General features: G+C 43.2%; 23 protein-coding genes and 2 pseudogenes. 11 read left to right on the forward strand and 14 right to left on the reverse strand.

What is annotated here, in order from left to right; translation table 11 throughout:
* The first annotated feature begins 299 nt into the window (after positions 1 to 299).
* Positions 300 to 998, forward strand: a complete 699-nt coding sequence (locus APU02_RS20970) for an HNH endonuclease signature motif containing protein (protein WP_060571112.1) — start codon at positions 300 to 302, stop codon at positions 996 to 998.
* Between the two features lies 1 nt (position 999).
* On the forward strand, positions 1,000 to 1,410 hold the full coding sequence (locus APU02_RS20975; RefSeq protein ID WP_004129411.1) for a hypothetical protein: 411 nt from the start codon (positions 1,000 to 1,002) through the stop codon (positions 1,408 to 1,410).
* A 485-nt stretch (positions 1,411 to 1,895) separates the two neighbouring features.
* On the opposite strand, the gene APU02_RS20980 is transcribed toward APU02_RS20975, so the two are convergent.
* The 3 genes from APU02_RS20980 to APU02_RS20990 all read right to left on the reverse strand — a co-directional run bounded on the left by APU02_RS20980 (position 1,896) and on the right by APU02_RS20990 (position 5,759).
* Complete coding sequence (locus APU02_RS20980; RefSeq protein ID WP_060571148.1) at positions 1,896 to 2,813, reverse strand: restriction endonuclease; 918 nt, start codon at positions 2,811 to 2,813, stop codon at positions 1,896 to 1,898.
* A 571-nt stretch (positions 2,814 to 3,384) separates the two neighbouring features.
* Complete coding sequence (locus APU02_RS20985) at positions 3,385 to 4,671, reverse strand: hypothetical protein (RefSeq protein WP_060571113.1); 1,287 nt, start codon at positions 4,669 to 4,671, stop codon at positions 3,385 to 3,387.
* A 2-nt stretch (positions 4,672 to 4,673) separates the two neighbouring features.
* On the reverse strand, positions 4,674 to 5,759 hold the full coding sequence (locus APU02_RS20990; protein WP_060571149.1) for a nucleoid-associated protein: 1,086 nt from the start codon (positions 5,757 to 5,759) through the stop codon (positions 4,674 to 4,676).
* A 346-nt stretch (positions 5,760 to 6,105) separates the two neighbouring features.
* Here APU02_RS20990 and arsR point away from each other — a divergent pair, with 346 nt between their 5' ends.
* Genes arsR through arsC form a run of 5 tightly spaced genes read left to right on the forward strand, consistent with a single transcriptional unit; the run spans position 6,106 to position 10,407 of the window.
* Positions 6,106 to 6,453 (forward strand): As(III)-sensing metalloregulatory transcriptional repressor ArsR, encoded by a 348-nt coding sequence (gene arsR, locus APU02_RS20995; protein ID WP_060571114.1) that lies wholly within the window; start codon positions 6,106 to 6,108, stop codon positions 6,451 to 6,453.
* 47 nt (positions 6,454 to 6,500) lie between these two features.
* Positions 6,501 to 6,863: an arsenite efflux transporter metallochaperone ArsD gene (gene arsD, locus APU02_RS21000; RefSeq protein WP_024273801.1), complete on the forward strand. Its 363-nt coding sequence runs from the start codon at positions 6,501 to 6,503 to the stop codon at positions 6,861 to 6,863.
* Positions 6,864 to 6,880: 17 nt separating this feature from the next.
* A complete protein-coding gene (gene arsA, locus APU02_RS21005) occupies positions 6,881 to 8,632 on the forward strand; it encodes an arsenite efflux transporter ATPase subunit ArsA (RefSeq protein ID WP_060571115.1) in 1,752 nt (583 codons plus the stop codon).
* Positions 8,633 to 8,679: 47 nt separating this feature from the next.
* On the forward strand, positions 8,680 to 9,969 hold the full coding sequence (arsB, locus tag APU02_RS21010) for an arsenite efflux transporter membrane subunit ArsB (RefSeq protein ID WP_060571116.1): 1,290 nt from the start codon (positions 8,680 to 8,682) through the stop codon (positions 9,967 to 9,969).
* 12 nt (positions 9,970 to 9,981) lie between these two features.
* A complete protein-coding gene (gene arsC / locus APU02_RS21015; protein WP_060571117.1) occupies positions 9,982 to 10,407 on the forward strand; it encodes a glutaredoxin-dependent arsenate reductase in 426 nt (141 codons plus the stop codon).
* A 157-nt stretch (positions 10,408 to 10,564) separates the two neighbouring features.
* Here arsC and APU02_RS21020 read toward each other — a convergent pair whose 3' ends face one another.
* From APU02_RS21020 to APU02_RS27035, 4 genes and pseudogenes are all read right to left on the reverse strand, one after another.
* Complete coding sequence (locus APU02_RS21020) at positions 10,565 to 10,834, reverse strand: hypothetical protein (RefSeq protein ID WP_047717959.1); 270 nt, start codon at positions 10,832 to 10,834, stop codon at positions 10,565 to 10,567.
* 322 nt (positions 10,835 to 11,156) lie between these two features.
* A complete protein-coding gene (locus APU02_RS21025) occupies positions 11,157 to 11,738 on the reverse strand; it encodes a hypothetical protein (RefSeq protein WP_060571118.1) in 582 nt (193 codons plus the stop codon).
* Positions 11,735 to 12,442 (reverse strand): hypothetical protein, encoded by a 708-nt coding sequence (locus APU02_RS21030; protein ID WP_047738102.1) that lies wholly within the window; start codon positions 12,440 to 12,442, stop codon positions 11,735 to 11,737. Before APU02_RS21030 ends, APU02_RS21025 begins: the two co-directional genes overlap by 4 nt.
* A 353-nt stretch (positions 12,443 to 12,795) precedes the next feature.
* A pseudogene (locus APU02_RS27035) lies at positions 12,796 to 12,942 on the reverse strand (alpha/beta hydrolase); the annotation flags it as partial.
* A gap of 244 nt (positions 12,943 to 13,186) precedes the next feature.
* Here APU02_RS27035 and APU02_RS26730 point away from each other — a divergent pair.
* Positions 13,187 to 14,227: a hypothetical protein gene (locus tag APU02_RS26730; protein ID WP_072197165.1), complete on the forward strand. Its 1,041-nt coding sequence runs from the start codon at positions 13,187 to 13,189 to the stop codon at positions 14,225 to 14,227.
* A gap of 178 nt (positions 14,228 to 14,405) precedes the next feature.
* Here APU02_RS26730 and APU02_RS25480 read toward each other — a convergent pair whose 3' ends face one another.
* Positions 14,406 to 15,233: a DUF2971 domain-containing protein gene (locus tag APU02_RS25480; RefSeq protein ID WP_072197166.1), complete on the reverse strand. Its 828-nt coding sequence runs from the start codon at positions 15,231 to 15,233 to the stop codon at positions 14,406 to 14,408.
* Between the two features lie 503 nt (positions 15,234 to 15,736).
* Between APU02_RS25480 and APU02_RS21040 the strand changes: the two are divergent.
* A pseudogene (locus APU02_RS21040) lies at positions 15,737 to 15,934 on the forward strand (arsenate reductase); the annotation flags it as partial.
* A gap of 191 nt (positions 15,935 to 16,125) precedes the next feature.
* On the opposite strand, the gene APU02_RS21045 reads toward APU02_RS21040, so the two are convergent.
* The 6 genes from APU02_RS21045 to APU02_RS25485 form a co-directional block, all read right to left on the reverse strand.
* Positions 16,126 to 18,648: a hypothetical protein gene (locus APU02_RS21045; protein WP_060571121.1), complete on the reverse strand. Its 2,523-nt coding sequence runs from the start codon at positions 18,646 to 18,648 to the stop codon at positions 16,126 to 16,128.
* Between the two features lie 36 nt (positions 18,649 to 18,684).
* Positions 18,685 to 20,130: a hypothetical protein gene (locus tag APU02_RS21050; protein ID WP_060571122.1), complete on the reverse strand. Its 1,446-nt coding sequence runs from the start codon at positions 20,128 to 20,130 to the stop codon at positions 18,685 to 18,687.
* Positions 20,130 to 20,975, reverse strand: coding sequence for a hypothetical protein (locus tag APU02_RS21055; protein WP_047738096.1), 846 nt, complete (start codon positions 20,973 to 20,975; stop codon positions 20,130 to 20,132). The genes APU02_RS21050 and APU02_RS21055 overlap by 1 nt, the downstream gene beginning before the upstream one ends.
* Before the next feature lie 34 nt (positions 20,976 to 21,009).
* Positions 21,010 to 21,888 carry a WYL domain-containing protein gene (locus APU02_RS21060; protein WP_060571123.1) on the reverse strand — a complete coding sequence of 293 codons (879 nt, stop codon included), beginning with the start codon at positions 21,886 to 21,888 and terminating at the stop codon, positions 21,010 to 21,012.
* A 305-nt stretch (positions 21,889 to 22,193) separates the two neighbouring features.
* The gene (locus APU02_RS21065) at positions 22,194 to 22,805 is read right to left on the reverse strand and encodes an inovirus Gp2 family protein (protein ID WP_060571124.1); all 612 of its coding nucleotides are present in this window, start codon (positions 22,803 to 22,805) and stop codon (positions 22,194 to 22,196) included.
* Positions 22,806 to 23,177: 372 nt separating this feature from the next.
* Complete coding sequence (locus APU02_RS25485; protein ID WP_072197167.1) at positions 23,178 to 23,384, reverse strand: AlpA family transcriptional regulator; 207 nt, start codon at positions 23,382 to 23,384, stop codon at positions 23,178 to 23,180.
* Positions 23,385 to 23,777: 393 nt separating this feature from the next.
* Here APU02_RS25485 and APU02_RS21070 point away from each other — a divergent pair, with 393 nt between their 5' ends.
* Together APU02_RS21070 and APU02_RS21075 are read left to right on the forward strand one after the other, a co-directional pair.
* Positions 23,778 to 24,689: a hypothetical protein gene (locus APU02_RS21070; protein WP_060571125.1), complete on the forward strand. Its 912-nt coding sequence runs from the start codon at positions 23,778 to 23,780 to the stop codon at positions 24,687 to 24,689.
* 90 nt (positions 24,690 to 24,779) lie between these two features.
* Positions 24,780 to 25,643 (forward strand): GTPase family protein, encoded by an 864-nt coding sequence (locus APU02_RS21075; RefSeq protein ID WP_060571126.1) that lies wholly within the window; start codon positions 24,780 to 24,782, stop codon positions 25,641 to 25,643.
* The last annotated feature ends 39 nt before the right edge of the window (positions 25,644 to 25,682 follow it).

The raw sequence follows: 25,682 nt of genomic DNA on the forward strand, positions 1-25,682 counted from the left end.
TACATTATAAATAAAAAGAATGTTATTGTCACTTTTTACTGAGTGTTGTTTTTTTTGATCCATCTCAAAGATTTTAGATTTGATGTTTTTCCCCATGCTTAGGCACTAGCTACTTTACTGATTTATTGCTATTTTAAAATAACTAAATCAGTTTGGCGTCATTGGGGTTTAGTATGTGTTGTTTTTAGTTCCACATCATTTAATGTAATTCAATAGTATGTGATTGTCGTTGGAATTACATATTATTTATTACAAAAAATAAAAAAATTGCGCAAAATTTTTGACAAGTAGGCATACGCATGGCAATTTCAGAAAAAGCGATAAAGATTTTATGGTCTAATGCTGCTGGTATATGTTCTTTTAGCGGTTGCAATGAAAAACTTTCAGTAGCGGAGGCTGCTGAAGGTGCCCCATATACTATTGGGGAGATGGCACATATAAAAGGGAATAGACCAGGTTCCAATCGCTATGACATTGAACAGCCTGCTTCTGAACGAGATAGTTACGAGAATCTTATTTTACTCTGTCCAACCCATCATACATTAATTGATAAAGTTGAAAACGTTGATAGATTTAGCGTTGAAATTCTCCATGAAATGAAAAGAGAACATGAGGTGTCGATTTCTAACCGATTAGCTATTATTAAATTTGAGTCTGCTGATAAACTGAAAGACCAAATTTCTACATACTTAGCTGAAAATCATCAAAGTTGGGAACAATATGGGCCTTTATCGGATAATGCTAAAAAGAATCCTAACAGTGAGCAAATTTATGCCGTATGGACATCTGAACGCCTCTCAATAATCGTTCCTAATAATAGAGAAATTGTTAAAATTCTCCAGGGGAATAGAGAGTTGTTTTCTCGGAACGAGCAAAGATTAGTAAGTAAATTTATTCAACATGCTGAAAGCTATGAAAGATGGGTTAATGATGAAATACCTTATAACGCCATACAAAGATTTCCATTAGACTTTGAAACCTTAATTTTAGGAGAGTAATATGTCAGCTCATAATGATAAATTCCCATGGCTAAGTTACTATGGAAACTACAATTTCTTTGAGCAGAGAATGCATGAACATAGTAAAGTTACATCTTGTCATGAGATAAAAAAAGGGCTTTACAACATCCAATTAACTAATGGTAAGATGTTAAAAGTTTTTATCTGCGAGTGTTATTCATTTAGCACTGCAGAGTACGTAGAGTCTTGTCAGAATTATGGGGAGTTAGATGCAGTTATAATAAGTTCTAACTGGTGCGGATATAGTCTGGATTTAAAATATGAGTGCATGAAGAAAAATGTGGGAATTTTTGACATTAGAGGATTTATGGCTGCGATCAATAAAATGCAGTTCTGGGAATATATGACTGATTATGAAAAAGAGAAATTCAAAGAATATGGTTGGTTGTAACCCTTGAATGTGATTATTTATGGTTTTGGTTCTTTTTTTAAAAGCTCCGGAGATTTTAATGATGTGGATTTGTTAATAATTCATGATTCGAATAGTTACAAATCCTGTCTTGAAGCAATTTCATTGAAATCAGAAATGTTACTCAGAATATCTAACGCACATGTCACTATGCTATCAAAATCTGAGGAAGATAAATTTAACTTTATCGAGAAGTCTTTTGCAGTTCAATTGGGTGAGTACTCAGGAATAGAGAAAGAAATCATCGTAAGTGAGTTAATAGAAATAATGCAATCAATAAGAAATTATTAACTATAAAAAATATTTTTACAACTTCAACCTACCATATTTAAACTAAGTTTAAATGCCGAGTGGGAGTTTATTATTATAGATATCAATACACATTAAATTCGCGACATGAAATAACTATATATCTTAAAGTATTGTCCGTAATTGGTCATCAATATATCAAATACTCTTACTTTTTATCACCATACTTTTTTTCGAAGCCAACGGGTCAACCCGCTTTCCAAAATAATCTCTGATAGTTTTTCAGGCCCAATTAATGTAACACCGTCAATTTGTTGATCTTCATTCAGCGGACCACTATGCCAGACAAAAAACATTCTGTCGTAGGCATCACATTCATGGAATCTTTTTACATATTCATCCAACGTAGCATTGTCTGCTATGGACTTAACTTGAACCAATGCATTTTCGCGAGTTGTCGGTAGTTCCAATACAAGGTCAATCGTTTTTTGCGTTTTGCCCAGACTACCGACTCGTCGCCATCCACTTTGAGAAAATATAAGGTCTACTAGCAACTCGAAGTCTTGCCATGTCAATAGCTTACAAAGTTGACGAATTGAATTCAGATAGCTAGTTTCGGCGAGATCAAACTCAATAATTTCAGGCGAATATTCATCATTAATTTTTCGGATAACATATTCGGCTTTTTTAACATTACAGATAGTGCCTCTGAATCCATGGGTTGCATTCAACTCACCATTTATTGAACTAATAGTGAAAATTGTCCCGTTGATGCTACGATTGTGCCATCCATCAATAGTCTGACGAATTCTGCTGCCATCCTGAAGAACAGTGACGTCGCCTGTTGGTCTGCACCAATAAAGAAAACCACCGTAGAAGGTGATAAAGACAGTATCTTCCTGAGCAGTATAAAACACTTTTATCTGGTTAAGGTCACTAGTAGCTGTACCCGTTTTACTTCCCCTGATGATTTTCCATATTTCATGAACCTCAGCCCATTTACCATCTATACAGAGTTGATTTGGTGTCTCGTGGTAGCCAAATTTTATGATACCAGTATCAATACATTCGGCTTCCCATTTTCCACCGGGACCTAGTTTTATATATTTCACATCGGAAGGACTGATTTTTTTCACAACTAGCCTTAAATCCCAAAGGTTATATGACTTTTTTATCACTAAAACCCTCCTGAATCAATGAATCAAACGGATACCATTTTGTGTGTCAAGGCATTGAGTTAATCACAGGAAACTATATATCACGTTTGTGATAAACACCCATAAATCGGTATTTGTGCCATACTTAATCCACTTCTCGCTCAAAGCAGACTAAGCAAGCAATGACCGCCATATTCAAGTTCCGGTTGAGATGATATTTTACATAGGGGAGTTTCTACTTCAGTTGCATTCTCCTAATAACCTGATTGGAATATCGGACTGGCTATGTTTGTAAGATGCATTTGCGTTGCGAAACTAGTTATGGGGTATGGGCAATTCTGTATTCAATTGCATGAAGGTTTTTGTTAAATATTCTTTATAATCATAGCGTTAAGTTAATAATGTCATGCTGTCATATTCATTGCCATTGCCATTGCCATTGCCATTGCCATTGCCATTGCCATTGCCATTGCCATTGCTATTGCCATTGCCATTGCCATTGCCATTGTTAGCTAGCTAAATTTTATTTTTAAGTGGGCTTTTTTTAAAATTAAGATAGTAATTGCTTCATGAATATTGATATATACTCATCGAATTTAATAACAATGGTTGGTTCAAATTTCGATAAATAAACTAATAATGAGAGGATGAATGGTGTGACTGATAAAATTAAAAAGATAACCATAACTGAGTTAAGTTTATCAGCCTGAGAAAAAAGATCTCTTTTATGGGAGGCTATAAGTTCTGACAGTTCACCAGATTTAGCCGATTTTGTATGGCTAAACAAAGCATCTATGGACGCCCTTATAGAATAAAGGACCTTTCTCTGATCTTGAATGGTAAATAATATTAACAGTGATGTGATTGCGACACCAATTAATGTGAGAATACTTTCAAATTTTTCTGATGATTTTAATATAGCAAGAGCAACACCTATGGAAATGGGAAGGCCGAAAAGTTTCCCTGAAATAGAGGATAGAGTATTTGATATTTTACTTGATACTGACATGTAATTTTCGGCAGCTTCTTTTTTTTGTTTCAGAAATGAAAAGTTCGTCAAATAGCATTCAAAATTACCGTAATATGTCTCTTTCAGGAGTTCCCAATGTTTAATTAATTTATTAAAATTGTCTTCCTCCCCATCTACTTCTCGTAGCACTTCGATTACTGAAACTCTAAACATTGATTGTTTTTCTTGAACATGAGCATTATCATTCTCATGATTATTGATATTATTAAAGACTGATAAATCTACGGCAGGGTAAGAAGCATTATCTATCGATATCTTTGGCTCAAGTACAATTGGAGGTGTTTTTTTAGAACTTCCGGTATCAATAAATACAATCTTAAGGCGGCCATTGTCATCAATTCGATCAATATAGTTTGCTAATTTGCTGAGTTCATTTATAAAATTAGAAAGTATTAATGTATTTTTAATTGTTAGGTTGTCAGTATTTTCTCCAAAAATATAATCTTCTTGAACAAGATATACATTCTCGACATCTAACCCCATGTTTAATTTGTTATCAAATGATAAAAAGACATCAAGTGAATCTACAAATTGAAAATCCCCACCCGGTAAAGAGACCTTCAGTGTTACATCTGTATCATGATCAATATTGATGGGGAAGATATCACCGAAATAAGTCCCGGCATTTGAATCACTAAATAATATTTCAAAATCTGAGAGCATTGGATTATGTTCATCCCATAGCTCTTTTAGCTGCGTAAGGTTATCGCTAAGTTTTCCCTTGAAAACAAATTGAGAATCAGTCATGGCAGGTCTACCGAGCCCACGATATAAATTGACTAATTTTTCAAATTGTTGAGCGGACATAATTACCCTCTCTCTTTAAGAACAGCTTCTAATTTTTGTATGATATTTTCGTCTAGCTTCGATATTATTAGTTTTTTATCTGCACGATTATACTGGATTACTGATCCTGGAGCTGTACCAAAAAATCGTCTTTCAAAGTTTAACTCCCACCCATTTGACTTAGCTTTTACTTTCGCACGTCTACCGAGCACAGTTCTGTTAATAGAAAACTCTAACGGTAGTCCAATTTCCTCACTATTAAGATAGGTTATAAAGTTATCCATATGTTCATACTTATCTGCAGGAACTGTACTTCTAACTGCATGGTCGATTTCGGTAAGAGATGCTAATTTACCATCTTCTTTTAATGTTAAATAATTGAGTACAGCATCATATGCTTGATTTTTATACGCAGTTAATTCTTTATTCGCTTCGAAGTATTGTTTAACCCCATTAAGTGCGCCATCAGTGGCTTTAGCAGAGGGAACACTATCTGAACATCCTAAGGCTGCTACAAAATACCCCGAAGCATCCTGATTTATTTTAGGACTGACGAAAGCGAGATACGTAGGTTTTTCTTCTTCCGGTAATGTTTCATATTGATAATATCTATCAAAATTTACCCTTGCAGCCTGATGTATCTTGGCCATGTCTATTTGAACGATCCCGACGGGCTTTAAATTTTCATCTAGCCGTAAAGCTTCCTTTTGCTTAACCATTGTAATAAGCATGAAGTTTGAGGTGCCACTTGTGTAATGAGCAAATACTATTGCTCCACCGGATGCGGCAACTCTCGAAGGGTCTTTTGCTTGCCGAGTAAGCTCGTTCATACACACAGTTGAAAATGTATGAAATGAATCAGGCTCTGCTTTACCGTTGTAATAGTCTTGGAAAGCATTAGGTACCCTGTAAGTAGGATCCTCAATGTCAAAAGTACCTCTTGCTGCTTGGTTTTCTTTTTTTCCAATTAGGTCATTCAGAGATTTTACTAATTCCTGCACATATTTGTCATCTGTAGGCAGAACCTGCTTAATAATAGCCTCAACGCGCTGTTTTCCACTTTCTTTTACTAGTTCGTGTATAACACAATGCCTTAACTGAAATGCCATTTTTATACCTATCATCAATATATCACTATAGTGATCAACCTAACCTCATAAAAAAGATGAAAAAATCTCTTTCAGCTCCGAAGGTTGCCTGTTTCAGATAGTGTAATGTTTACGATTAAGCGTAAAAAGGTTTTTTTCTTGCATATATGAACAAAACGACAGTTTTTAGGGGAGAAGTTTGATTTTTTATACATAGTTTCAAAAGCTTCGTTAAGTAACGTAACTAAATCTGTACAGTTGCATGAAACTAGGCACTTAGATATCATGTATATGATAAAACGCATGTATCAATTTATATAATCCTAATTTGGAGTATGCTCACGGCAGGCATGATGGAGCGAATAAGATGTTTACTTCCCTACAACTCTTCAAAAACCTCTCCGATGAAACCCGTCTAGGCATCGTGCTGCTGCTCAGAGAGATGGGAGAGCTGTGCGTGTGCGATCTCTGTACAGCGCTGGAGCAGTCGCAGCCCAAGATCTCCCGTCATCTGGCAATGCTCCGGGAAAGTGGTCTATTGCTGGATCGTAAACAAGGCAAGTGGGTTCACTACCGCTTGTCCCCGCATATTCCTTCCTGGGCCGCTCAGGTGATTGAGCAGGCCTGGTTAAGCCAACAGGACGACGTACAGGCCATCGCCCGTAAGCTGGCATCGGCAAACTGCTCTGGTAGCGGTAAGGGTGTTTGCATCTAAAAAATTTGCCTTAACATATATGATTTTTCGAATGTGAGGTATTCAGAATGAAGACGTTAACGGTGTTTGACCCGGCAATGTGCTGCAGTACCGGCGTATGTGGCTCAGATGTCGATCAGGTTCTGGTTGATTTTTCTGCTGATGTGCAGTGGCTGAAAGGACGTGGCGTCCAGGTTGAACGTTACAACCTGGCGCAGCAGCCCATGAGCTTTGTTCAGAATGAGAAAGCGAAAGCATTCCTCGAAGCATCTGGAGCAGAAGGGCTTCCGTTACTGCTGTTGGACGGTGAAACGGTGATGGCAGGGCGATACCCAAAACGCGCTGAGCTGGCTCGCTGGTTCGGTATTCCGCTGGAGAAGGTGGCGTTAGCTCCCACCAGCTGCTGTGGTGGTAATACTTCCTGTTGCTGAATATGTCAGGAGGACAAATGAAATTCTTACAGAATATCCCGCCTTACCTGTTTTTTACCGGTAAGGGAGGTGTAGGAAAAACTTCTATTTTCTGCGCGACGGCTATCCGCCTTGCCGAACAGGGTAAGCGGGTTTTGCTGGTCAGTACCGATCCGGCCTCCAATGTCGGCCAGGTATTCGATCAGGCTATCGGTAACACCATTCACCCTGTAACGGCAGTTCCTGGGCTTTCTGCTCTGGAGATTGACCCGCAGGAAGCTGCCCAGCAATACCGCGCCAGAATCGTTGATCCTATCAAAGGTCTTCTGCCTGATGATGTTGTTAGCAGTATCAGCGAGCAGCTTTCAGGAGCCTGTACCACTGAGATTGCAGCGTTTGATGAGTTCACCGGCTTATTGACAGACGCTTCCCTGCTGACCCGCTTCGATCACATCATTTTTGATACAGCGCCGACGGGCCACACGATTCGCCTTCTCCAGCTTCCCGGTGCCTGGAGTAGCTTCATTGAAAGTAATCCAGATGGCGCTTCCTGTCTTGGCCCAATGGCCGGGCTGGAAAAGCAGCGTGAGCAGTATGCTCATGTAGTAGAGGCGTTATCCGATCCTGAACGTACCCGCCTGGTTCTGGTTTCACGACTGCAAAAATCTACGCTGCAGGAAGTCGCCCGCACCCATGAAGAACTGGCTGCAATTGGCCTGAAAAACCAGTATCTGGTGATTAATGGTGTGCTGCCTAAAGCCGAAACTGAATATGACGCCCTGGCCGCTGCGATATGGCAACGTGAGCAGGAGGCACTGGCAAATCTTCCTGCCGGTTTATCTGAGCTACCGACAGATACCCTATTACTACAGCCAGTCAATATGGTTGGTGTTTCATCATTGAAGGGACTGCTGGATACCCGTTCTGAGGCATTACCGCTCCCGGTAACGAACGTCCTGTACACGCCTGAAAACTTATCGCTCTCTGGCCTGGTCGATGATATCGCTCGCAGTGAACACGGCCTGATTATGCTGATGGGCAAAGGTGGCGTAGGGAAAACCACGATGGCTGCTGCCATCGCCGTCAGGCTGGCGGATATGGGATTTGACGTACATCTCACGACCTCTGATCCTGCTGCGCACCTGAGTACAACGCTGAACGGCAGCCTCAAAAACCTGCAGGTCAGCCGCATCAACCCTCACGATGAAACCGAACGCTATCGCCAGCATGTTCTTGAGACGAAGGGAAGAGATCTGGACGAAGCCGGGAAACGGCTGCTCGAAGAAGATTTACGCTCCCCTTGCACCGAAGAAATTGCCGTCTTTCAGGCCTTTTCAAGGGTAATTCGTGAAGCAGGTAAGCGCTTTGTGGTCATGGACACGGCACCTACCGGGCATACGTTATTACTGCTTGATGCTACCGGGGCTTATCACCGTGAGATTGCCAAGAAGATGGGGGATAAAGGTCATTTTACCACTCCGATGATGCAGCTTCAGGACCCGGAACGTACCAAAGTCCTGCTGGTCACTCTGCCTGAAACCACACCTGTACTGGAAGCTGCAAACCTGCAGTCCGATCTTGAGCGTGCGGGGATTCATCCCTGGGGCTGGATTATCAATAACAGCCTTTCGATTGCACAGACGCAATCGCCGCTGCTTTGCCAGCGCGCCCTACAAGAGCTTCCTCAAATCGAGGTTGTGAAAAACCAGCATGCAAGCCGCATAGCGTTAGTACCGGTAGTGGCTGCAGAGCCCACTGGCATCGAGAAACTCAGAGAGCTGGCCGTTTAATTTTTTTGTATACACAGGGCGGCAGAGCCGTCCTGTCTGGAGGATTTATGTTACTGGCAGGCGCTATTTTTGTCCTGACCATCGTTTTGATTATCTGGCAACCGAAGGGATTAGGGATCGGCTGGAGTGCGACGCTGGGCGCGGTACTGGCGCTGATATCTGGCGTAGTCCATTTTGGTGATATCCCTGTAGTGTGGAATATCGTCTGGAATGCGACGGCGGCCTTTATTGCCGTGATTATTATCAGCCTTCTGCTCGATGAATCGGGCTTTTTCGAATGGGCAGCGCTGCACGTTTCCCGCTGGGGTAGCGGTCGTGGACGTTTGCTCTTTACGTATATCGTTCTGCTCGGTGCGGCGGTGGCGGCACTGTTTGCCAACGATGGTGCGGCACTTATTCTGACGCCGATAGTCATCGCCATGCTGTTGGCATTAGGGTTCAGCAAAGGCACCACGCTGGCATTCGTCATGGCAGCCGGTTTTATTGCCGATACGGCCAGCCTGCCGCTTATCGTGTCGAACCTGGTGAATATAGTCTCGGCGGACTTCTTTGGACTGGGCTTCACTGAGTATGCGTCGGTAATGGTGCCGGTGGATATTGCCGCTATTATCGCCACGCTGGTGATGCTGCATCTGTTCTTCCGCAAAGATATTCCACCGACTTACGACCTGGCTCTCCTGAAAGCACCGGCAAAGGCGATTAAAGATCTGGCAACCTTCAGAACTGGCTGGATAGTGTTGATCCTTCTTCTGGTTGGTTTTTTCGTCCTTGAGCCGTTGGGTATCCCGGTCAGCGCGATTGCGGCTGTAGGGGCTGTCATTCTGTTTGCGGTGGCGAAACGAGGCCATGCCATTAACACTGGCAAAGTGCTTCGCGGTGCGCCATGGCAGATCGTCATCTTCTCTCTGGGGATGTATCTGGTGGTCTATGGCCTGCGTAACGCCGGTCTAACAGAGTATCTCTCTGGCGTACTGAACGTGCTGGCAAATAAAGGTCTTTGGGCCGCGACCTTTGGTACTGGCTTCCTGACGGCTTTCCTGTCTTCCATCATGAACAACATGCCTACCGTGCTGGTTGGCGCTCTCTCTATTGATGGCAGCACCGCAACAGGTGTTATCAAAGAGGCGATGATTTATGCCAACGTGATTGGCTGCGATCTGGGACCGAAAATTACACCTATTGGTAGCCTGGCAACGCTGCTCTGGCTGCATGTCCTTTCACAGAAGAACATGACCATCACCTGGGGATACTATTTCCGCACCGGGATCGTCATGACTCTGCCTGTGCTGTTTGTAACGCTGGCCGCGCTGGCGCTACGTCTCTCTTTCACTTTGTAATGAGATACTGATATGAGCAACATCACCATTTATCACAACCCAGCCTGCGGCACGTCGCGTAATACGCTGGAGATGATCCGCAACAGCGGTATTGAGCCGACCGTTATTCTTTACCTTGAGACTCCACCTTCACGCGATGAGCTGGTCAAACTCATTGCGGATATGGGCATTTCCGTCCGTGCTTTGCTGCGTAAGAACGTCGAGCCGTATGAGGAACTGGGTCTTGCAGAAGATAAATTTACTGACGACCAGCTCATCGACTTTATGCTGCAGCATCCAATTCTGATCAACCGTCCGATCGTAGTGACGCCACTGGGAACTAAACTTTGCCGTCCTTCGGAGTTGGTTCTGGATATCATTCCGGAACGTCAGAAAGGAGCATTTACCAAAGAGGATGGTGAGAAAGTCATTGGCGAAACGGGGAAGCGTGTTAAGTAATCTGCCCACTTTAAAATATCGGACGCCTGTTAACGCTATGCGGGTGTCCACCTTTCGCTCATAGCAGACCTCGCAACGCTTCAGGCGGTTCGCTTTGTGCCAGGAGCGGACACGGCCAATACCACTGGATATTAATCAATGGGGGGGCAGCCCAGCATTACAAACCAAGAATCTGGGATAGCGCTGTTGCAGCCGCAGACAATGCCGCAAATGAATTGTACTTAGATTGAAGCCGCGCAGTAGCGAAGAAATCATGGAGGTTTACATTAAGTTCGGGATCTTCATATGTGACCATGACAATTTTTTTGCCTAGCTCAACTTTTGCTGTGGCAGATTTAATCCATAAAATTGCAGATAAGACTCCAAAAGTTAATGACATCACATGATGATCCTTAATCCAGCTCATCACAAAAAGTATATCTTCCACTCATCACCTCCCTGATAAATAACAATAGCATTACGGACAAACAAGAAATCTCCTGTCGCGAGAACCTCGTCGATTTTAACTCTACACTAGTGATTGGCTATTCGAACAGGATACAGCGGCAAGGCTGCGAACTTCCGCTTATCGCTCACAGCAGCCGCACCTGAGTGAAGTCCCCATAGGGAAACCTGTGGGGGCTTTTTCTCTTTTTTTGACGTCGCACTCTCATCTCCGAAAATTCAGGCGATGGCACTGAGAAATTCTGTCGGGCCTGGAGTCTTTTGCAGGCAGGGTACCGATGCGTTTATCCCAAGCCCTGCTTGGCCTAAGGTTTCTGCCATGGAACGTGCCAGGTGCTGCCATCTTCAGACGTAAAATTTCCTGCCTTATCATCCGTCCGGAAACACCGGGTGACTTTGCCGTCAACGTTGCAATTTCCCCAGTATAACGGGAAGCCCTCAGTCTCCTTATGTAGCTGCGCCAGCGTTGAGCGTCGCTCGTGTATCTCATCCAGTGAGGGAACAAGCGTCAGGATAAGCACAATGACCACACTGCACAGAACCCCCTGTGCAGCCAGAAACCAGAGCCAGCTTCGCCAACCAAGAGACCTGCAGGCTCGTTCATAGCGGTTAGTTGCACCGTCTGCGGCTCGATCGGCTTCGCGGAAATGGTCCGCCAGAAGTCGTGCAGACCTCTGAGCCGTTGAGTCGGCCATTGCTGTAACGGCACTGATAACATCATCTCTGACCTCTCTCATCTGTTTTTCATGAGATGTTGCGGAATGAATCAGTGCTGACGTTGCCCTGTCTGCTGTTTTTCCCTGCTGCTGTGCGGCCTGAAGGAGCCTGTCTGCGGCCTCAAAAAAGAGGCGTATGTCGTGTTCACTGACGGAATTTGTGTTTTTCATAGGCTCAGCTCAATCCCTCTGTCGTGGTCTAATGATTGCTCTCTCTCCAGCTTTGGCTGGCGATCTACTTCATGCCTGTACAGGAGCCATTTCTCATGTGTCATCGAAAGCTCCATCATATTCTTCAGCTCTGCATACCTCAGATTACCGCTGCCGTCACAAACGACGATAAGCGCGCCCGCGTTGCTCTCTGCGTCCACGCCCTGGCACCACCTGACCAGTTTCAGGTAGTCACTGACGGCAACCGGATCTTCGGCATTAACCTGAGTCGAAAAGATGCTACGGGTTGTCTGTGCAATAAAGTTCTCAAGGTTCAGGGGCTCAGCCTGACGGGGGGACCGAGAGAGGGCGATGAGATAGCTCGAAAAGTAGGTTTTCACACCCACCTGAACGTCAGGCGTTGTTTCAACATACCAGTGGATTCGGTGAGAGAGCGGCCTCAGCCTCACATCACTTCCTAGCGCGTGAGAGAGCTTTCTGAAACGGGCGGCCTCTTTACCAGAGCGGTTATCCGCAGATTTGAACTCAATTAGCCGTAGGGTGCCGGGAAAGGAAAGCAGGACATCAGCCAGCGCCTTGTCCTCAGGCGTCTGTTGGAGCAGATTGACAGATGCTGGCAATACATGCCCGCGAAGCTGTGCCCCTACAGAGACGCCCAGTCCGTACAGGAAATTACCAATAACCACGTTCTCATAAAGTTTCACTGTCTGCTTCCCCTCCTCAGTTCTTAGCGCGGCTCCGCACGTATATTTATCCACACGCCGGAGCTGGCATATTTATGACCGCTGTTTACCTATATCCATAGCGATTTATCGGCCTCTATTCTGAGAGGATGATTGTTTTCTAAGGAGATTTTTACATTACACTAAGCGTTGGAGCAAATGAGTCATTTAGAAAGAGCGGACCTTACCGGCCCTGTGTTCAAAATTTTTGGTGAAAGTGCTTTCCCGTCAGACAGCATTAATCATTCAGTAATGAGAAGCCGACGCAGTCACGGGCTGGCCGCTGCATACGCTGAGCTGCTCCGCCAACTACTTGTATCTGAGGCTACTGGCTTACCTTTGACTCTCACATCAGGCAGTGTCACATCCTGGCCATGCTTGTTCACTACGTCACGCCACTCACGAGCCATCGCCAGACGTATGCACCAGCTGCCCTGCGCGGGCATAGCGATGGGTTTATCTGTTAGGTCATCGCTGTAAAGTTAGGAGGATGTTGACGAGTTTGTGCTTATTGATAATCACAGGCAGGATGAATGGGACTATGAGCGATATTTCAACAACGGGTAACGTTTGTTTGCGAGAAGACATCACTGAACTCTTGGAAATAAAAATTAGCTTCTATAGGCCATAGCAGATATAGTTAATGGAAGATTAAATAAATGATATCGATAAAGTTTTGGACGAACATGCAGCTTCGAAAGAATTGAAATTAAAAGGATGGATATTATGACTTGGGTGGTTGGAGGGAACTGCTTTAATGGGTTTGTTTGCGTAGCCGATATTCAGGCAACAATAACATTGACTGGCGGGGAAGTTCGTTATTTTAATTGCATTCAAAAAATACACCAAATAGGAAGTAATTTATGCGTGGCTTTCAGTGGTGATATTAGGTCAGGTTTCAAAATCATCGAGTTATTGAGGGAAAATATTCATCAAAACTTTCAGGATGGTGAATACTTTGATATTGATGGCCAATCTAAGATATTGATAGGTTTTCTTAATTGCTGTTATGATTATATCAATCCGAACCATAAGCCTTATCTTGAATTAATGTTTCTATGGAATTCACAAGAAGGCGATGGACTTCTATATCGCCCATTTTGCATGAAATTTAAATCGCCAAACTTTACTATGAATTCAACCGCATTGCCTGGGGTTGCTCAATCAGGTAGTGGAATGACTAATAGCACCTTTCAGGCAATATCTTCTTTTTTAGAGGGGAGGGAAATTTCCACGCCGGAGTACAAAAAATTATTTTCTAACATTGAAGGTGCTCCAGATATTATCACTCTTAAAAATTTCAAAAACATAATTCTGAATGAAGCGTCAAAAGTTAATCAGCCGGGTATAAGTCGAACATTGATTTCTTTTGAATCAGAAATACCCTTTGACGAGATTTATAGTGAGCAACAAAACAAGAATTTAAAAGAAGCATTTATCACCCTAGGTTTAGGACCCACTGAAATGAAAACTGAAAATTACAGATTATTTCTTTCTGTGCTCTCAGTTCCTGATGTCCAGAAAAAATTAGATTATATCAAACGATATAATCCATTTTTGTATAACTCGATAAGGGATATATTGCAACAGGGGAAAAAGTCAATAAATATACAGCCAATAACAGAACTTCCGCCAATTGTTGTCGATCGTCATGTGAGTGATGAAGAAGAAATTCACTCTTATAAACTAATAACCACGTGGCCTGAACTTAAAGCATTTTTGGGCGAAAAGCGCATTAGTGTATCGGCTATGCAGGCAACAGCGTGAATTAGCTATCCTCTTTCAAACATTGCCACTTACTTATGTTGTTCGCTCACATCGGACTTTTAGCCCGGTTAACGTGTCCGTTCCGTGGGAGGAGCGGACAACACCTAAATGCTCTTGTAGACTTGGCTAGTTCTTCATTGTTTCTGTTGTTTCGTACAAACGAGGAAAGTTACAAAGATTACCTGTAACTTGCACCAGATCTAGATACGGGTATCTTTAGATAGCCATTCGACGCTAGTAACATCTCAATTTCATAATTATTTATTTCACATTTAGGGCCAAGAACAACTTCAAATAGAAGATTTTCTTTTGAGGAAAAATCATATTCGAAATACGATGTTATTCTATTTCCTGTAACTCTTTGCTTTGGCCTTGAAATTGAATGTAAGAAGTTAAATTCGCCACGCTCATTCCCTGTAACAAAGGGAAGGTGTACAATTCTCACTTCTTGCTCTTCTTCAAAGAATTTATTTTTAGTAAATAAGCATTTTGTTCTGACCTCAGTTGTTATATGATTATAGGTCATCCATCTATGAGAGTCATCAAGAAAAGATGATGCAATTACAACATTAGACATGCGGTCAGCAAACTCACGGATAACTTTAACATCATCATAAAAAACTTCATTGATGCCTATGGAATGAATATCAGACATACCCAAAACTGGGGCGACGTCAGAAAACCCAAAGGCTTCAGTATTAAAACCAATTGATACTCCACAGCCATCACTAGCATAGGCACGCCATTGACTTAAGAGATCTTTGTTTTTTGAAAAACTACAAATATAAGGATGTGGGAATGAGTTTTGAAAGCAAAGAAGGAACTCATCAATAACATAATTATTAGATGGATTCCTCTTTGAATCCAGAGCATCCAAGAAATAGTTTTTAGCATAATTTATTTCAGTATAATCATTTAGATTTCCAGCCGATGAAATCCAAAGTTTCTTATTATTTATAATGCTCAATAGTGCATTGAGATCACAATAGTGATAAACTTTACCCATCAAAGACACAACCTTCTTTATAATATAAAAATCCCCTTGCTTATCTCAAGAGGCTCCCGCGACTTAGCTAACGCCTGTCTTCCAACACTCATGCCTCTCAATGATTTAATCGCAGATGTATGAGTAGATATCGCATGATAATAAAATGAAGACTGAATCACCATATATTTAACCGATACCTTATTGCTATCCATAGATACTGTTTTATCGTTGTAGAAGGTAACTGCTACACCGATGACGTTACCCAAAACTAACTTTCGCTCCTCACTCACTATGGACCTTGCTGAGCGTGAGTTTCTTCGTGTTCGGGGGCGGAAGTGGCTAACAACAATCTGTGTGGTTCAACGGGGAACGGGTCAATACAGTGACTGAGAGATAAACCATATTCATTCATAACCTTCCTTGGGAGGATACGCTTCGCATGCAGCTAGATATTGCTAATCGATGAGCACAAGTTAACCCTGACCTATTAATGGGTAATGTTATCAAATAAGGAATAAACTGTTGAGCCTTATGAGGAACTGGGCTTTGCAGATGAGAAATTTACTGACGCTCGGTTAATCGTTGTGACGCCGCTGGGAACCAAACTGTTTCGTCCTTCTGAAGTTGTTCTGGATATCCTTCCTGATGCTCAGAAAGCGGCTTTCACCAGGGAAGACGGTGAGAAAGTTGTTGATGATGCAGGTAAACGACTGAAATAAAGATGAAGGGGGCAAATGCCCCCTTATTTGTTAATTCTCCATACTCTTCCGCAAGTCTGTTCGAACCAGTTCATTATGATGATTACCATTGTTTTTTTTTGGATTTTACAATAGTATCATGGGGTTAATGGTATTTAAGTTTGCTTCGTCTGAAGCACCATATCACGATGGTAATGAATTTATACCTTTCATTATGCAACAGCAGATAATGAAACCGATGTATCAAGCTGATCGACCATTTCGCAGATTTGCGATTGTTCATAGCTCAGGACCGGTCGTTGCTTAACCACACTTACTACAAGTGGTTTAATCAGCATATTGGCCGTTGCTCGGTCTTGCTCTTTTGCGGCGAAGATAACCTCCAGGGTTTTTTGGTCAATTACTGTTGCCAGATTCGCGTTCAGGTTTTCAAGTTCGTGTTCTGTAAGCATGAAACTTGTTGCAAGCCATGTAACCTGTTCCTGGATGAGAGCCAGCACTTTTACCCGGTCGTCTTCAACCAGTGCACCCGCTATTTTTTTGGAAATCGCTGTGGCAATCATACCGCCTAACAAGCCACCAGCTGCGCGTCCTGCTAAAGCACCGAAAGGACCTAATGGACTAAGCATCATTCCGCCAGCAATAGAACCAATTGCCCCCCCAGCCACACCAGATGAAGTAACTGCCAGATTTTTTATAAATTGTGCCCCAGAAATACGACCTCGCACCATTTTGATCATATCCGGACCAGTGGTCACGGCGACCAGTGCGAAAGAGGTAACCAGTGTGCCACGCATCATCTTGTTAAGGGAGTTGAGATTGTTAGCTCCGACTCCCTGTTGAAGCGCATTACGAACTGTCGGGCTGGCAGCGGCAAAATCAATATTTTTAAGTAACCCCTGAACGGCACTGATACGGTGTAATTGCTGTACCGTCACATAAACTGTCAGTGTGCGGGTAAATGTTTTACCTGCCTGTATTGCTGCCGTTTGCAACGCAGCCTTACGATCGCCGGTATTGAGGTAGAAAATAGAAGCTGTCAGACCGAAGCTGATACCTCCAGCTGCGAGGCTGATGATAGATCCTTCCGCAATGTCGTAAGTGATAGATTCGAACGTGCCAAACTTAGTGATGTTTTGTGCCTGGCTATAAGTCAGGTGTCCCTGACGTACAAGTTTTGTGGCTTCTGCAGGATCGGTAACGCCGGGGACTTTGCCATCGCGAATTTTGTTCTCCATCGTTTCAAGCGCTTTCGAATACTGGTCTTTCGGAACCTCTAACTGCATTGGGGTTCCGTTACTGTCATAATAGCGATAATTACCGTTTTGTCCGTCAAAACCAGCACCGACGCTACGTGCAGCGGTTGCACAGTATTTGGTCTGAATCTCTGAACCGTTAACCAGCCTGTCTGCACCATTTTTCGCATTATCATCACCGAGAATATGTGCATCTTTTAGTTGGATTTTGTCAGTAAGATGATTTCCCCGTTCGGCTGCAAAACCATGTCCTTGTCCTCCCACTGCAAACATTTTTTCGTTAGTATTCCAGGCCTCCGGGAGCGTCATGAGAATCAGACCGTTTGTTGCTGCACTGGAAATAAATTCAGCCTGTGGTCGCTTGTGAATTTCAATGCAGAGTTTTTCCGTTTCCCGGCAAATATCAGAGCAATACCATTCCTGGCTCCCACCACCGTCCTGGTGTTTTGCGTTTTTAATCTCGCTCAAACCGCATGAAGTGCAGGTACAAAGCTCGTCGACATAGTGAAACGAGACAAATTTTCGACCATCCGAAAAAGAATAATAGTTCCCACCATCAAGATAACGGTTCAGGAGATCATCATTCGCAGCAGAGGGTAAATTCAGCCTATTACCAAAAAGGCTTCTTAGCTCATCTGATGAGTGTACAATTTTACTGTTTAACTGCTCATTAAATTCAGCCATCTTTCTTTCATACCAGGCATCATTTAAAAGCCAGTTTTCACCAGCCAGATCCTGCTCTCGAGTATCGCCCTGAAAAATATGCTGTGAGACCAACTTAAGATAGATAGTCTCTACGAATTCTGCTGAGAGGTTACTTCCTTCTTTTAGTTCCGTCAGCCAAAGTTGGTTATTGATCGCTTTTTGCTCATTTAACCCTGTATTGATGGCATTAGTTAACTTCTTGAGTTCCTGAATTTGGTTTGCCGCATAGAACTGTGTCAGTAAGGCTGCTATCCAGTATAGCAATCCTGTCCACCACATCAGTGAAGATGAGATATTATATTGCCAGGCTATAAACGGTGTAGCCGCAGAGCAGGCCATCAAAAAGTAAGACGTATAAAAACAGCAATAATACTCTTTAAGTTTGGCATTGATATCGGCTGGTATAAGCCCGTTTTGTAGAATAGCCTTGGTTTGTACAGGTACTGCAAGCAGGCCACTGGCAAATGCAGCGGTTAAAATAAACTTCATTGAATCAAATGAATAAGCTTCGTAGGCAATATGTTTACCATCAAGTCCCCACATAAAGCTAATCACCATTCCTGCTATGGCAAGAGGTACACCCAGCAGCCAACGTGAGTGAAGCGCATAGGTTACGCGCTCTACAATATAGCCCGCCAATAAAGGTGGGCCTGCAACAATCAATGCACCCAATCCTAATATCACACCTAGAATATTGAGAGATGCCTTAAACAACGCTTTTATAATAACAAAACCGATTACCAGTAAAATTAACGCACCAATTATCTGTAGCATTGTGGTTTTATCCTTGCTGTAATTTTTATTCGAGTGCTACGCCATCATAAATGTGTCAAGATCATCCGCATTTTTGATTATCTTCGCCTCTTCAACACCGTGGGCCTGGGCAAGCGTGATGCTTGCTTCCAGCAACCGGCGATTGTTTTCCACGCTAAATGCAGCTGCGGTAAGCTCACCCAGCGCCGCGAACTCGTTCAAAATTCGGTTGAGTGCTTTCTGCTCAATCTCACTTAAGCGACATGTAAATTGCTCCATTTTTTTCGCCAGCAATTGGCGTGCTTTACTGTCCAGATTTTTAGCTACGGTAACCATAAACTTCCCTGAGATAGAACCAACCAATGCCCCCAAAACAGGCACAGGGATGATTGCCTGACCTGCGACAGACATTGCGCCAACGATGGCCGATTCCGCGCAGATGATAAGGCCAAGATCGGTAAATTCATCAGCATTAATCTCACCGCGCTGATAGGAGAGAGCAAGATTGCTTACACCTTTAGCGGCAGTGACCAGCGCGCTGGCGAACGGTGCTCCCAGAGAGGCATAATTGGTCAGGGTATAAATTGCTCCGGCGGATACACCGCCAATAGCGGCACCTTTCAATGTATCTAAGCCGACATCCTGCCAGTCCTGTCTGTTGAAATCTCCACGAAATATATTTTTACCGTCACGGTATTTGCTATATATACCTGTTACAAGAGCAAAGGTTCCACCGAAAGCGGCTCCCATTGCGGTTGCACGCATGCCTTCACTTAGGGAGGGTTGGTGATCGTCAATAATTTCTGCTTTTTTTGCCTCGTTCTGTTCCGCTAATTCCTGATCATGTTTATCAAGCGTTTCGTCAATTTTTCCCCACTGAACATCTTTGTAATCAGAAACTCCAGGACGCACGACATCATTAAAGGATCTTCCCGTTGTACTTTCAATTTCTGCAACTTTATCCCTGATAGCCTGTATTGTTTTTTCGCTCAAGCCCTCCACCGGCTTCCCATCAATAACATCCTGAATCGTTTGCCAGGAGTCTTTGGGGATATGGTAAAAGGATTCTCCCCGGGTGAAATTGGGATAGGTTTCCATGTGCTGAAGGACATGGTTCAGGTTATTATTAACTCCGTTGATAAACTTTGACTGCACGTCAACGCCATCTATCATATAATCCGCCGGAGCGGTTCGACCCACTCCGTCAAACGTGGCGCTAAGATCAGAGGCATCCTGAACCCTTTCTTCTATTGCCTGGCGAGCATTGCGCACGCCAACTTCTACCTGCTCAGCAATTTCACCGTGTTTGGTGCTCATTGAGCCCAGGATGTTACCCGGTGACGCGATGAAATTACGCACCTTTTGCATTTGTTCGCCAGCCAACTCAAATGCACGATCCTGCTGCGATAGTTTTAACAGTTCATTATCAATGCGGGTCTGATTAATGGCGTTAACCGCGCTGCCGATAAGCTGGTCGCCAACTGTATTATGGTTAATGCTCATTACTGGATTTTCTTGTTGATCAGTTTTGATAATGCATTGATATGGTTAATCAATGCCCCTAATTGATCTTTCTGATGGGTATTAAACTGGCAATAGTCTTGAGGCGCAGCCTTTTCCAGCACATCAATAATGCTTTCAGTACCATGATAGTGCTCGGATGTGAGCATCTTGAGTTCTTGCGCACCACGTTCCATCACGCGAAGTTCGCTGGTTTTTGCGCGAACCTGGCGCTCTTCCTGTTGTGCTTCATCAATGATTTTACCGTTTTTGCGACGGGCTAGTAAGGTTCCGCCAGCGATGCCTACAGCACCAATCCCCCAGCCTATTGGACCCGCCAGAGCCAGTAGTGCGCTTCCTGCTGACATGCCACCGCCACCCGCAGCCAGTGCGCCGCCGCCGAGCCATGCCAGGGCTGCATTTGTTGCGGCAGCTCCGCTTAACGTAGCAATAGCGGTACCCGTGGATGCTGTACCAAAAGTTGTTGCGACCGCCAGCGCAGCCGTAGGGGCAAATGCGGCGACCCCCGCCCCAACGGCAACCCCCGCAGCAGCCGTTCCTTTACCAATATGTGATGCGCGGTATTCTTCTTCCAGTTTTTCCACCACGTTATCAAATTCAGCGATTTCCGCTTTCAATTCGCTCCAGGATTTATCAAACTCTTTCGGTGTATTCGCCAGTCGATTAACAAAATTTTCACCACGGGCAATCAGGTCCTTACTGCATTTCTGGCGTAACAGAAAGAGGGCAGTGATCTCATCCTGGGTGTCTTTAGCCTGTACTTCATAACGGTTAGTTGCACTTTTGAGACTGGCTAATGCTTCTTTTCTTTCTGAACCACGTAACATTTTTTACTCCTGCTGTATGTTGTCAAAAATAATTTCACTGCAATGGGTTTTTCATTTCTATTATCTGCTGGTTGAGCTTCTGATAAAAACGTTGTTGTAGGCTAACCGGGGAAATAATAGTGAGATTTGGTAACCAATAACGTAATAATGGAAATAGCTGGTTTTCGTGTGCCATTTTTGTTTGCACGATCAAGTCGCCATTAGGTTCCTGACGAATTAACTTTTGGGCAGGCAGAACATTTCGACGTTTAAAAAAATGGCTTACGTCGGCTGAAATTTTAAGGAGTACAATCTGCTTATCCAAAGAAAACCAGACATCATCTTCTTCAGCAAAGTATTGTGTGATATGGGGTTGTGGTGTGAAGTGCTCTGATTTAAATTTCAGCCAATGAATTTTGGTGAGCTGGAATCCTTTAACCTTTTCATTCTCTACCGCACCGAGATACCAGACGCTCTTTATGTTAATAAGCTTATAAGGCGCGACGGTCCGATGTTTCCCTTTATAATGAAATTCACAAAGGCTATTTTCACGAATCGCTTTATCGAACACACTATAGTTATTCTCAAGTACGCGTTTCGCTTCTGGATCTCCGGGCAGCGATCTGATGATCAGTGAAGTCATGTCAGGCTGGGAGAAGATTTTTTTTACAGGGAATAACTCTGCCATCCCTAGGGCATTGATGAGATTTTGTTGTTCTTTTAGAGCCTGAGGTTTAGCGTAAGCGGGAGCCAGCCTGTAAATACCATCACCATCGGGGACGATTCTGTCGCCCAGACGATTAAGATCACGATACAAAGTACGCTCACTGATGTTGAATTCGTCCATCATCTTCTTACGTGATACAAAACCGTACTGGTAAAGTTCTGCAATAATAGCGGTTATTCTTTGTACCATTACCTCATGCCCGCTCATGCGCGTTCTCCTTGTAATTTTTCCTTGAGATTACCAGTCGCTACTGACAGGGCATGTCAGTAGCGACTGGGGGATCATGTTTTCATATCGGCAAATTTCTCACATAACTTAAGGAGATTAAGTCGAAAAGTCAGTTAATGGCTTTTGCGGTCAATAACATAATCAGTCTCCTGCAGGCAGTCGCGAGTAGCCACTCAGAGGTGAAAGAACAACTGACGTGTCAAGGCTTCAAAAGCGGAGTATGCTGAGATTCAGTCGATTAGAGCCAGGCTGAAAAAATCTTTATAGACTTAGTTTGTTTTGCCTCAGGACTGGCTGCAGCCAAATGAGCTTTCATTCCGGCTGTATGACTTGGTGCGCTCCTTCGCAAAATAACTCAGCCTGAAAGTGAGTTTATCGTAAACCGTTTTGTAGTCTAAATTATTGACGTCCAGGTAATACAATGGGTTGTCCGGGATATGTACCAGCGTTCGATATCCGGGGGGAGAGCTCAACTGTAAGGCACTCAGCCAGGCTGCCTGTATCAGGCTGGCTAACCCAGTTCCATCTTCACCGTACACCCCTAACCCGTTGAAAGTATCTTTATTCACAAAGAGTACCATGTGGTAATGAGACTTCTTGTTTACTTCTCCAACCTCCCGGACCCAGGCGTAACGTAAATGACATGGGTAGCATCGAATACCCTGCTTTAGTTTGCTTCGATATCGTGCTTCAATCTTTGCATTAAGCGATTCTATAAATCGAGAGATAAGACCAGCCTTACATTCATCGTGGTTATCAGGAAGTCGTAGGTCTACACGGACAACCATTGTTCGTGGGTATTGTGCTGTAGCGTTATTAATCACGCGAAGCATCCGTTGCAGATACATTGTATTGAATGGGGCATGACGTTGATCAAGATAAATATCATTAAGCATCATAAATTCCTGTTGTCTGTATAGTATCTAGGGTTGTGTCTTACCTTGGGTTGATGAGGTAATTAAATGGTGATTTATGGTTTTGATTTGAATGTTTGTTAGTTTGATTTGTGGGAGCGTGTATATGTGCAGAGTGTATTGACTATTGTTGTTTATATACTTGCAATGGATGAGTGTGTTGATGGTTGGATGTGTAGTATATTGTTGTATATATTACCAATCCGGGGTGTTAATTTTAATGCGTGTCATGCAAGGTGTGATTTTATTAGCTGGTGATCATTTATTTTTACTCCGAAGTTAACATGTGGGTTATATAATGATATTTATGATATAAACATGCAGTCCGATTGGGGGCATGGGCGTAATTTCATTTCAGCTTCGCGATGCTTTAACTCGTTCTCGTAACCAATTTTCAACTTCACTCTGTAACCAGCGAGAACTTCTCCCTAGCTTAATAGGTTTTGGAAATTCACCATCTTTAATTAATTTATAGAACCACTTGTCAGTTAATCCAGTTAGGGTGGTGATAAATAACATGTCAACTAATTTGTCTTCAGTTAATAGTGTTTCAGTTATCATATTAGATTCTCCGGTTGTTATTAGTGTGGCAGAGCTCAATTTGGAATTGAGTTCGCGTTCAGGCATAACAACCGGTTGTTATGTAAAAATTATAATGAGCCTTTTAAGTGATTCTGGAAATTGAAATGTCCCACTTCATGCATATAAAGCAGTAAGGTTTTTTATAATTCGTTATGACTATTTCAATCTGTTTATATTTGCGCTTAGAGTTTTATATCCCTTTGTAATCCAGGACCCAAACAGTTCTTTTACTTCTTCCCCTCTGCTATCCCCCAGTCCTCAAGAAGCCAAATTTTCGTGACCGTATACACGTTATCAACAATAACTCATTGAGTTAATGTGCAAAAATGGGCATTTTTGTACCTATAATCACGTAGTGACAAGGGGGTAGTGGTGGTTTCATTTTATGATGAAAGGAATCTCATTTTATTTTTGTACTTTAAATTAAAGAAATTCGAGGTTGATATTCCTCCTGAGTCGTCCGAAGCAAATCTTGCAAACTATGAAAAGAGAGTGCGCAATTTATTATTGAGTGGGAATAAAGGTTCCGAAAGAGAAGTAGATACTTTTATCAATAACACCCGGGTTGAGGCTAAAAAAGAGATTCCATGTGAAGATGAGCTTGAATGGTTCACCACAGACTCCAGGGCTAGTTATTGGTTACTTTGTAAAACAGATCAAGATCACGTTACCGCGGGTTATGCACCCTATACAAACACTTTCCCTGTTCAGGCAGGAAATTCTCTGTTAAATGAACCATTCACTTTAGGATTCGATATTCCGCCGGTCCATAATCTTCGGGTGCGGCTTATCAAAGATAAAGTTGTAAGAAGCATTTCTGAAGGAAATACCAGACAATACATCCTAAAATTACATAATGAGTGGAATGAATTAATCACAAAGAGAAATTTATTTTCTGATGTTAATGGGAAGGCAGGGGTGACCATTGACTGGTTGCTGAACTATTTGCAGGAAAACAATATTACCTTGCAAAAGTATCGGCATGCTGAAGGAACAGAAGAAAAAATCGCATACTGTTATGCGTCATATTTTATCTGGCGTGAGGATGTTTTTAGAACTGAAGCAGAAAGAGAACTATTCATAAGGAAATTTAAAAGTGCATTGAGCACACAGAAAAGCCGAGAGAAGAAGCGTGCAGATAAAAATAAATCCCTTAACGTGATCATTTCTCAGGAGACTCATGATAAGCTTCGTGATATATCTGTGAGAGAAGGGATCTCAAATGCCAGAGTTATTGAATATGCTATTCATCTGGCATGGAGGCAAAAATTGAATCCACGCTGAATGTTTTTTTGGATATATATCATCCCCATGAAGGATTCAAAAAGGCAGCCATGTAAGCTGCCTTTTTATTATCAATAAGAGGGGGGTGTTATGAAAAATAAATACGGTTATTCTTCTTTGCTAAAGCCGGTATCTGGATTACCTGAATGGGTTACTGAGCATTTATTGCAACAAATAAGACAGATAACTGAGTATGAACCGGTTATAGGTATTATGGGTAAAACGGGAGCAGGCAAAAGTAGCCTTTGCAATGCCCTGTTTGCTGGTGAGGTATCTCCTGTCAGCGATGTGGTAGCCTGCACCCGGGAACCTCTGCGCTTTCGCCTTCAGGTTGGCGAGCGCGTTATGACGTTGGTAGACTTGCCCGGCGTAGGGGAAAGTAGTGCACGCGATAACGAGTATGACGGGCTGTACCGTGATCAGCTTCCCCGGCTCGATCTGGTGCTGTGGCTGATCAAGGCCGATGATCGGGCGCTGGCGGTGGATGAGCATTTTTATCATCAGATAATTGGTGAGTCGTACCGGCATAAGGTGCTGTTTGTTATTAGTCAGTCGGACAAGACCGAACCCACTAGCGGTGGCGGTTACTTATCCACAGAGCAGAAGCAAAACATTAGCCGTAAAATTTGCCTGCTGCATGAATTGTTCCAGCCTGTTCATCCTGTATGTGCCGTATCGGTCCGGGCTAAGTGGGGATTACGAACAATGGCGGAGAGAATGATTCGCTGCCTGCCGCGCGAGGCCAGCAGCCCGGTGGTCGCGCAACTGCAGTCTCCCTTTCGCACAACAGTAGTCCAGGAAAAAGCGCGCGTTGATTTTGGTGAAACTATCGGTGCGGTGCTGGATACGGTGAGTACTTTCCCACTGATACCGACTCCGGTGCGGACCATCATTCAGGCCATGCGCACCACCGTGGTATCAGTGGCCCGTGCTGTCTGGGATTTCTTCTTCTGAGCGTTTAATTCCAACCTGTTATTCCATGAGCCCTGTCGC

This window comes from Citrobacter sp. 50677481, assembly GCF_001463265.1.
In the GTDB taxonomy this organism is placed as follows: Bacteria; Pseudomonadota; Gammaproteobacteria; order Enterobacterales; family Enterobacteriaceae; genus Citrobacter_A; species Citrobacter_A sedlakii.

Coding starts and splice junctions, on each gene's coding strand:
- APU02_RS21075 (WP_060571126.1), top strand. CDS start 24,780: ATGAAAAATAAATACGGTTATTCTTCTTTGCTAAAGCCGGTATCTGGA.
- APU02_RS21045 (WP_060571121.1), bottom strand. CDS start 18,648: ATGCTACAGATAATTGGTGCGTTAATTTTACTGGTAATCGGTTTTGTT.
- APU02_RS20970 (WP_060571112.1), top strand. CDS start 300: ATGGCAATTTCAGAAAAAGCGATAAAGATTTTATGGTCTAATGCTGCT.
- arsA (WP_060571115.1), top strand. CDS start 6,881: ATGAAATTCTTACAGAATATCCCGCCTTACCTGTTTTTTACCGGTAAG.
- arsC (WP_060571117.1), top strand. CDS start 9,982: ATGAGCAACATCACCATTTATCACAACCCAGCCTGCGGCACGTCGCGT.
- APU02_RS26730 (WP_072197165.1), top strand. CDS start 13,187: ATGACTTGGGTGGTTGGAGGGAACTGCTTTAATGGGTTTGTTTGCGTA.
- APU02_RS25480 (WP_072197166.1), bottom strand. CDS start 15,233: ATGGGTAAAGTTTATCACTATTGTGATCTCAATGCACTATTGAGCATT.
- arsR (WP_060571114.1), top strand. CDS start 6,106: ATGTTTACTTCCCTACAACTCTTCAAAAACCTCTCCGATGAAACCCGT.
- APU02_RS21050 (WP_060571122.1), bottom strand. CDS start 20,130: ATGAGCATTAACCATAATACAGTTGGCGACCAGCTTATCGGCAGCGCG.
- APU02_RS21060 (WP_060571123.1), bottom strand. CDS start 21,888: ATGAGCGGGCATGAGGTAATGGTACAAAGAATAACCGCTATTATTGCA.
- arsB (WP_060571116.1), top strand. CDS start 8,680: ATGTTACTGGCAGGCGCTATTTTTGTCCTGACCATCGTTTTGATTATC.
- APU02_RS21065 (WP_060571124.1), bottom strand. CDS start 22,805: ATGCTTAATGATATTTATCTTGATCAACGTCATGCCCCATTCAATACA.
- APU02_RS25485 (WP_072197167.1), bottom strand. CDS start 23,384: ATGATAACTGAAACACTATTAACTGAAGACAAATTAGTTGACATGTTA.
- arsD (WP_024273801.1), top strand. CDS start 6,501: ATGAAGACGTTAACGGTGTTTGACCCGGCAATGTGCTGCAGTACCGGC.
- APU02_RS20990 (WP_060571149.1), bottom strand. CDS start 5,759: ATGGCATTTCAGTTAAGGCATTGTGTTATACACGAACTAGTAAAAGAA.
- APU02_RS20985 (WP_060571113.1), bottom strand. CDS start 4,671: ATGTCCGCTCAACAATTTGAAAAATTAGTCAATTTATATCGTGGGCTC.
- APU02_RS20975 (WP_004129411.1), top strand. CDS start 1,000: ATGTCAGCTCATAATGATAAATTCCCATGGCTAAGTTACTATGGAAAC.
- APU02_RS21025 (WP_060571118.1), bottom strand. CDS start 11,738: ATGAAAAACACAAATTCCGTCAGTGAACACGACATACGCCTCTTTTTT.
- APU02_RS21055 (WP_047738096.1), bottom strand. CDS start 20,975: ATGTTACGTGGTTCAGAAAGAAAAGAAGCATTAGCCAGTCTCAAAAGT.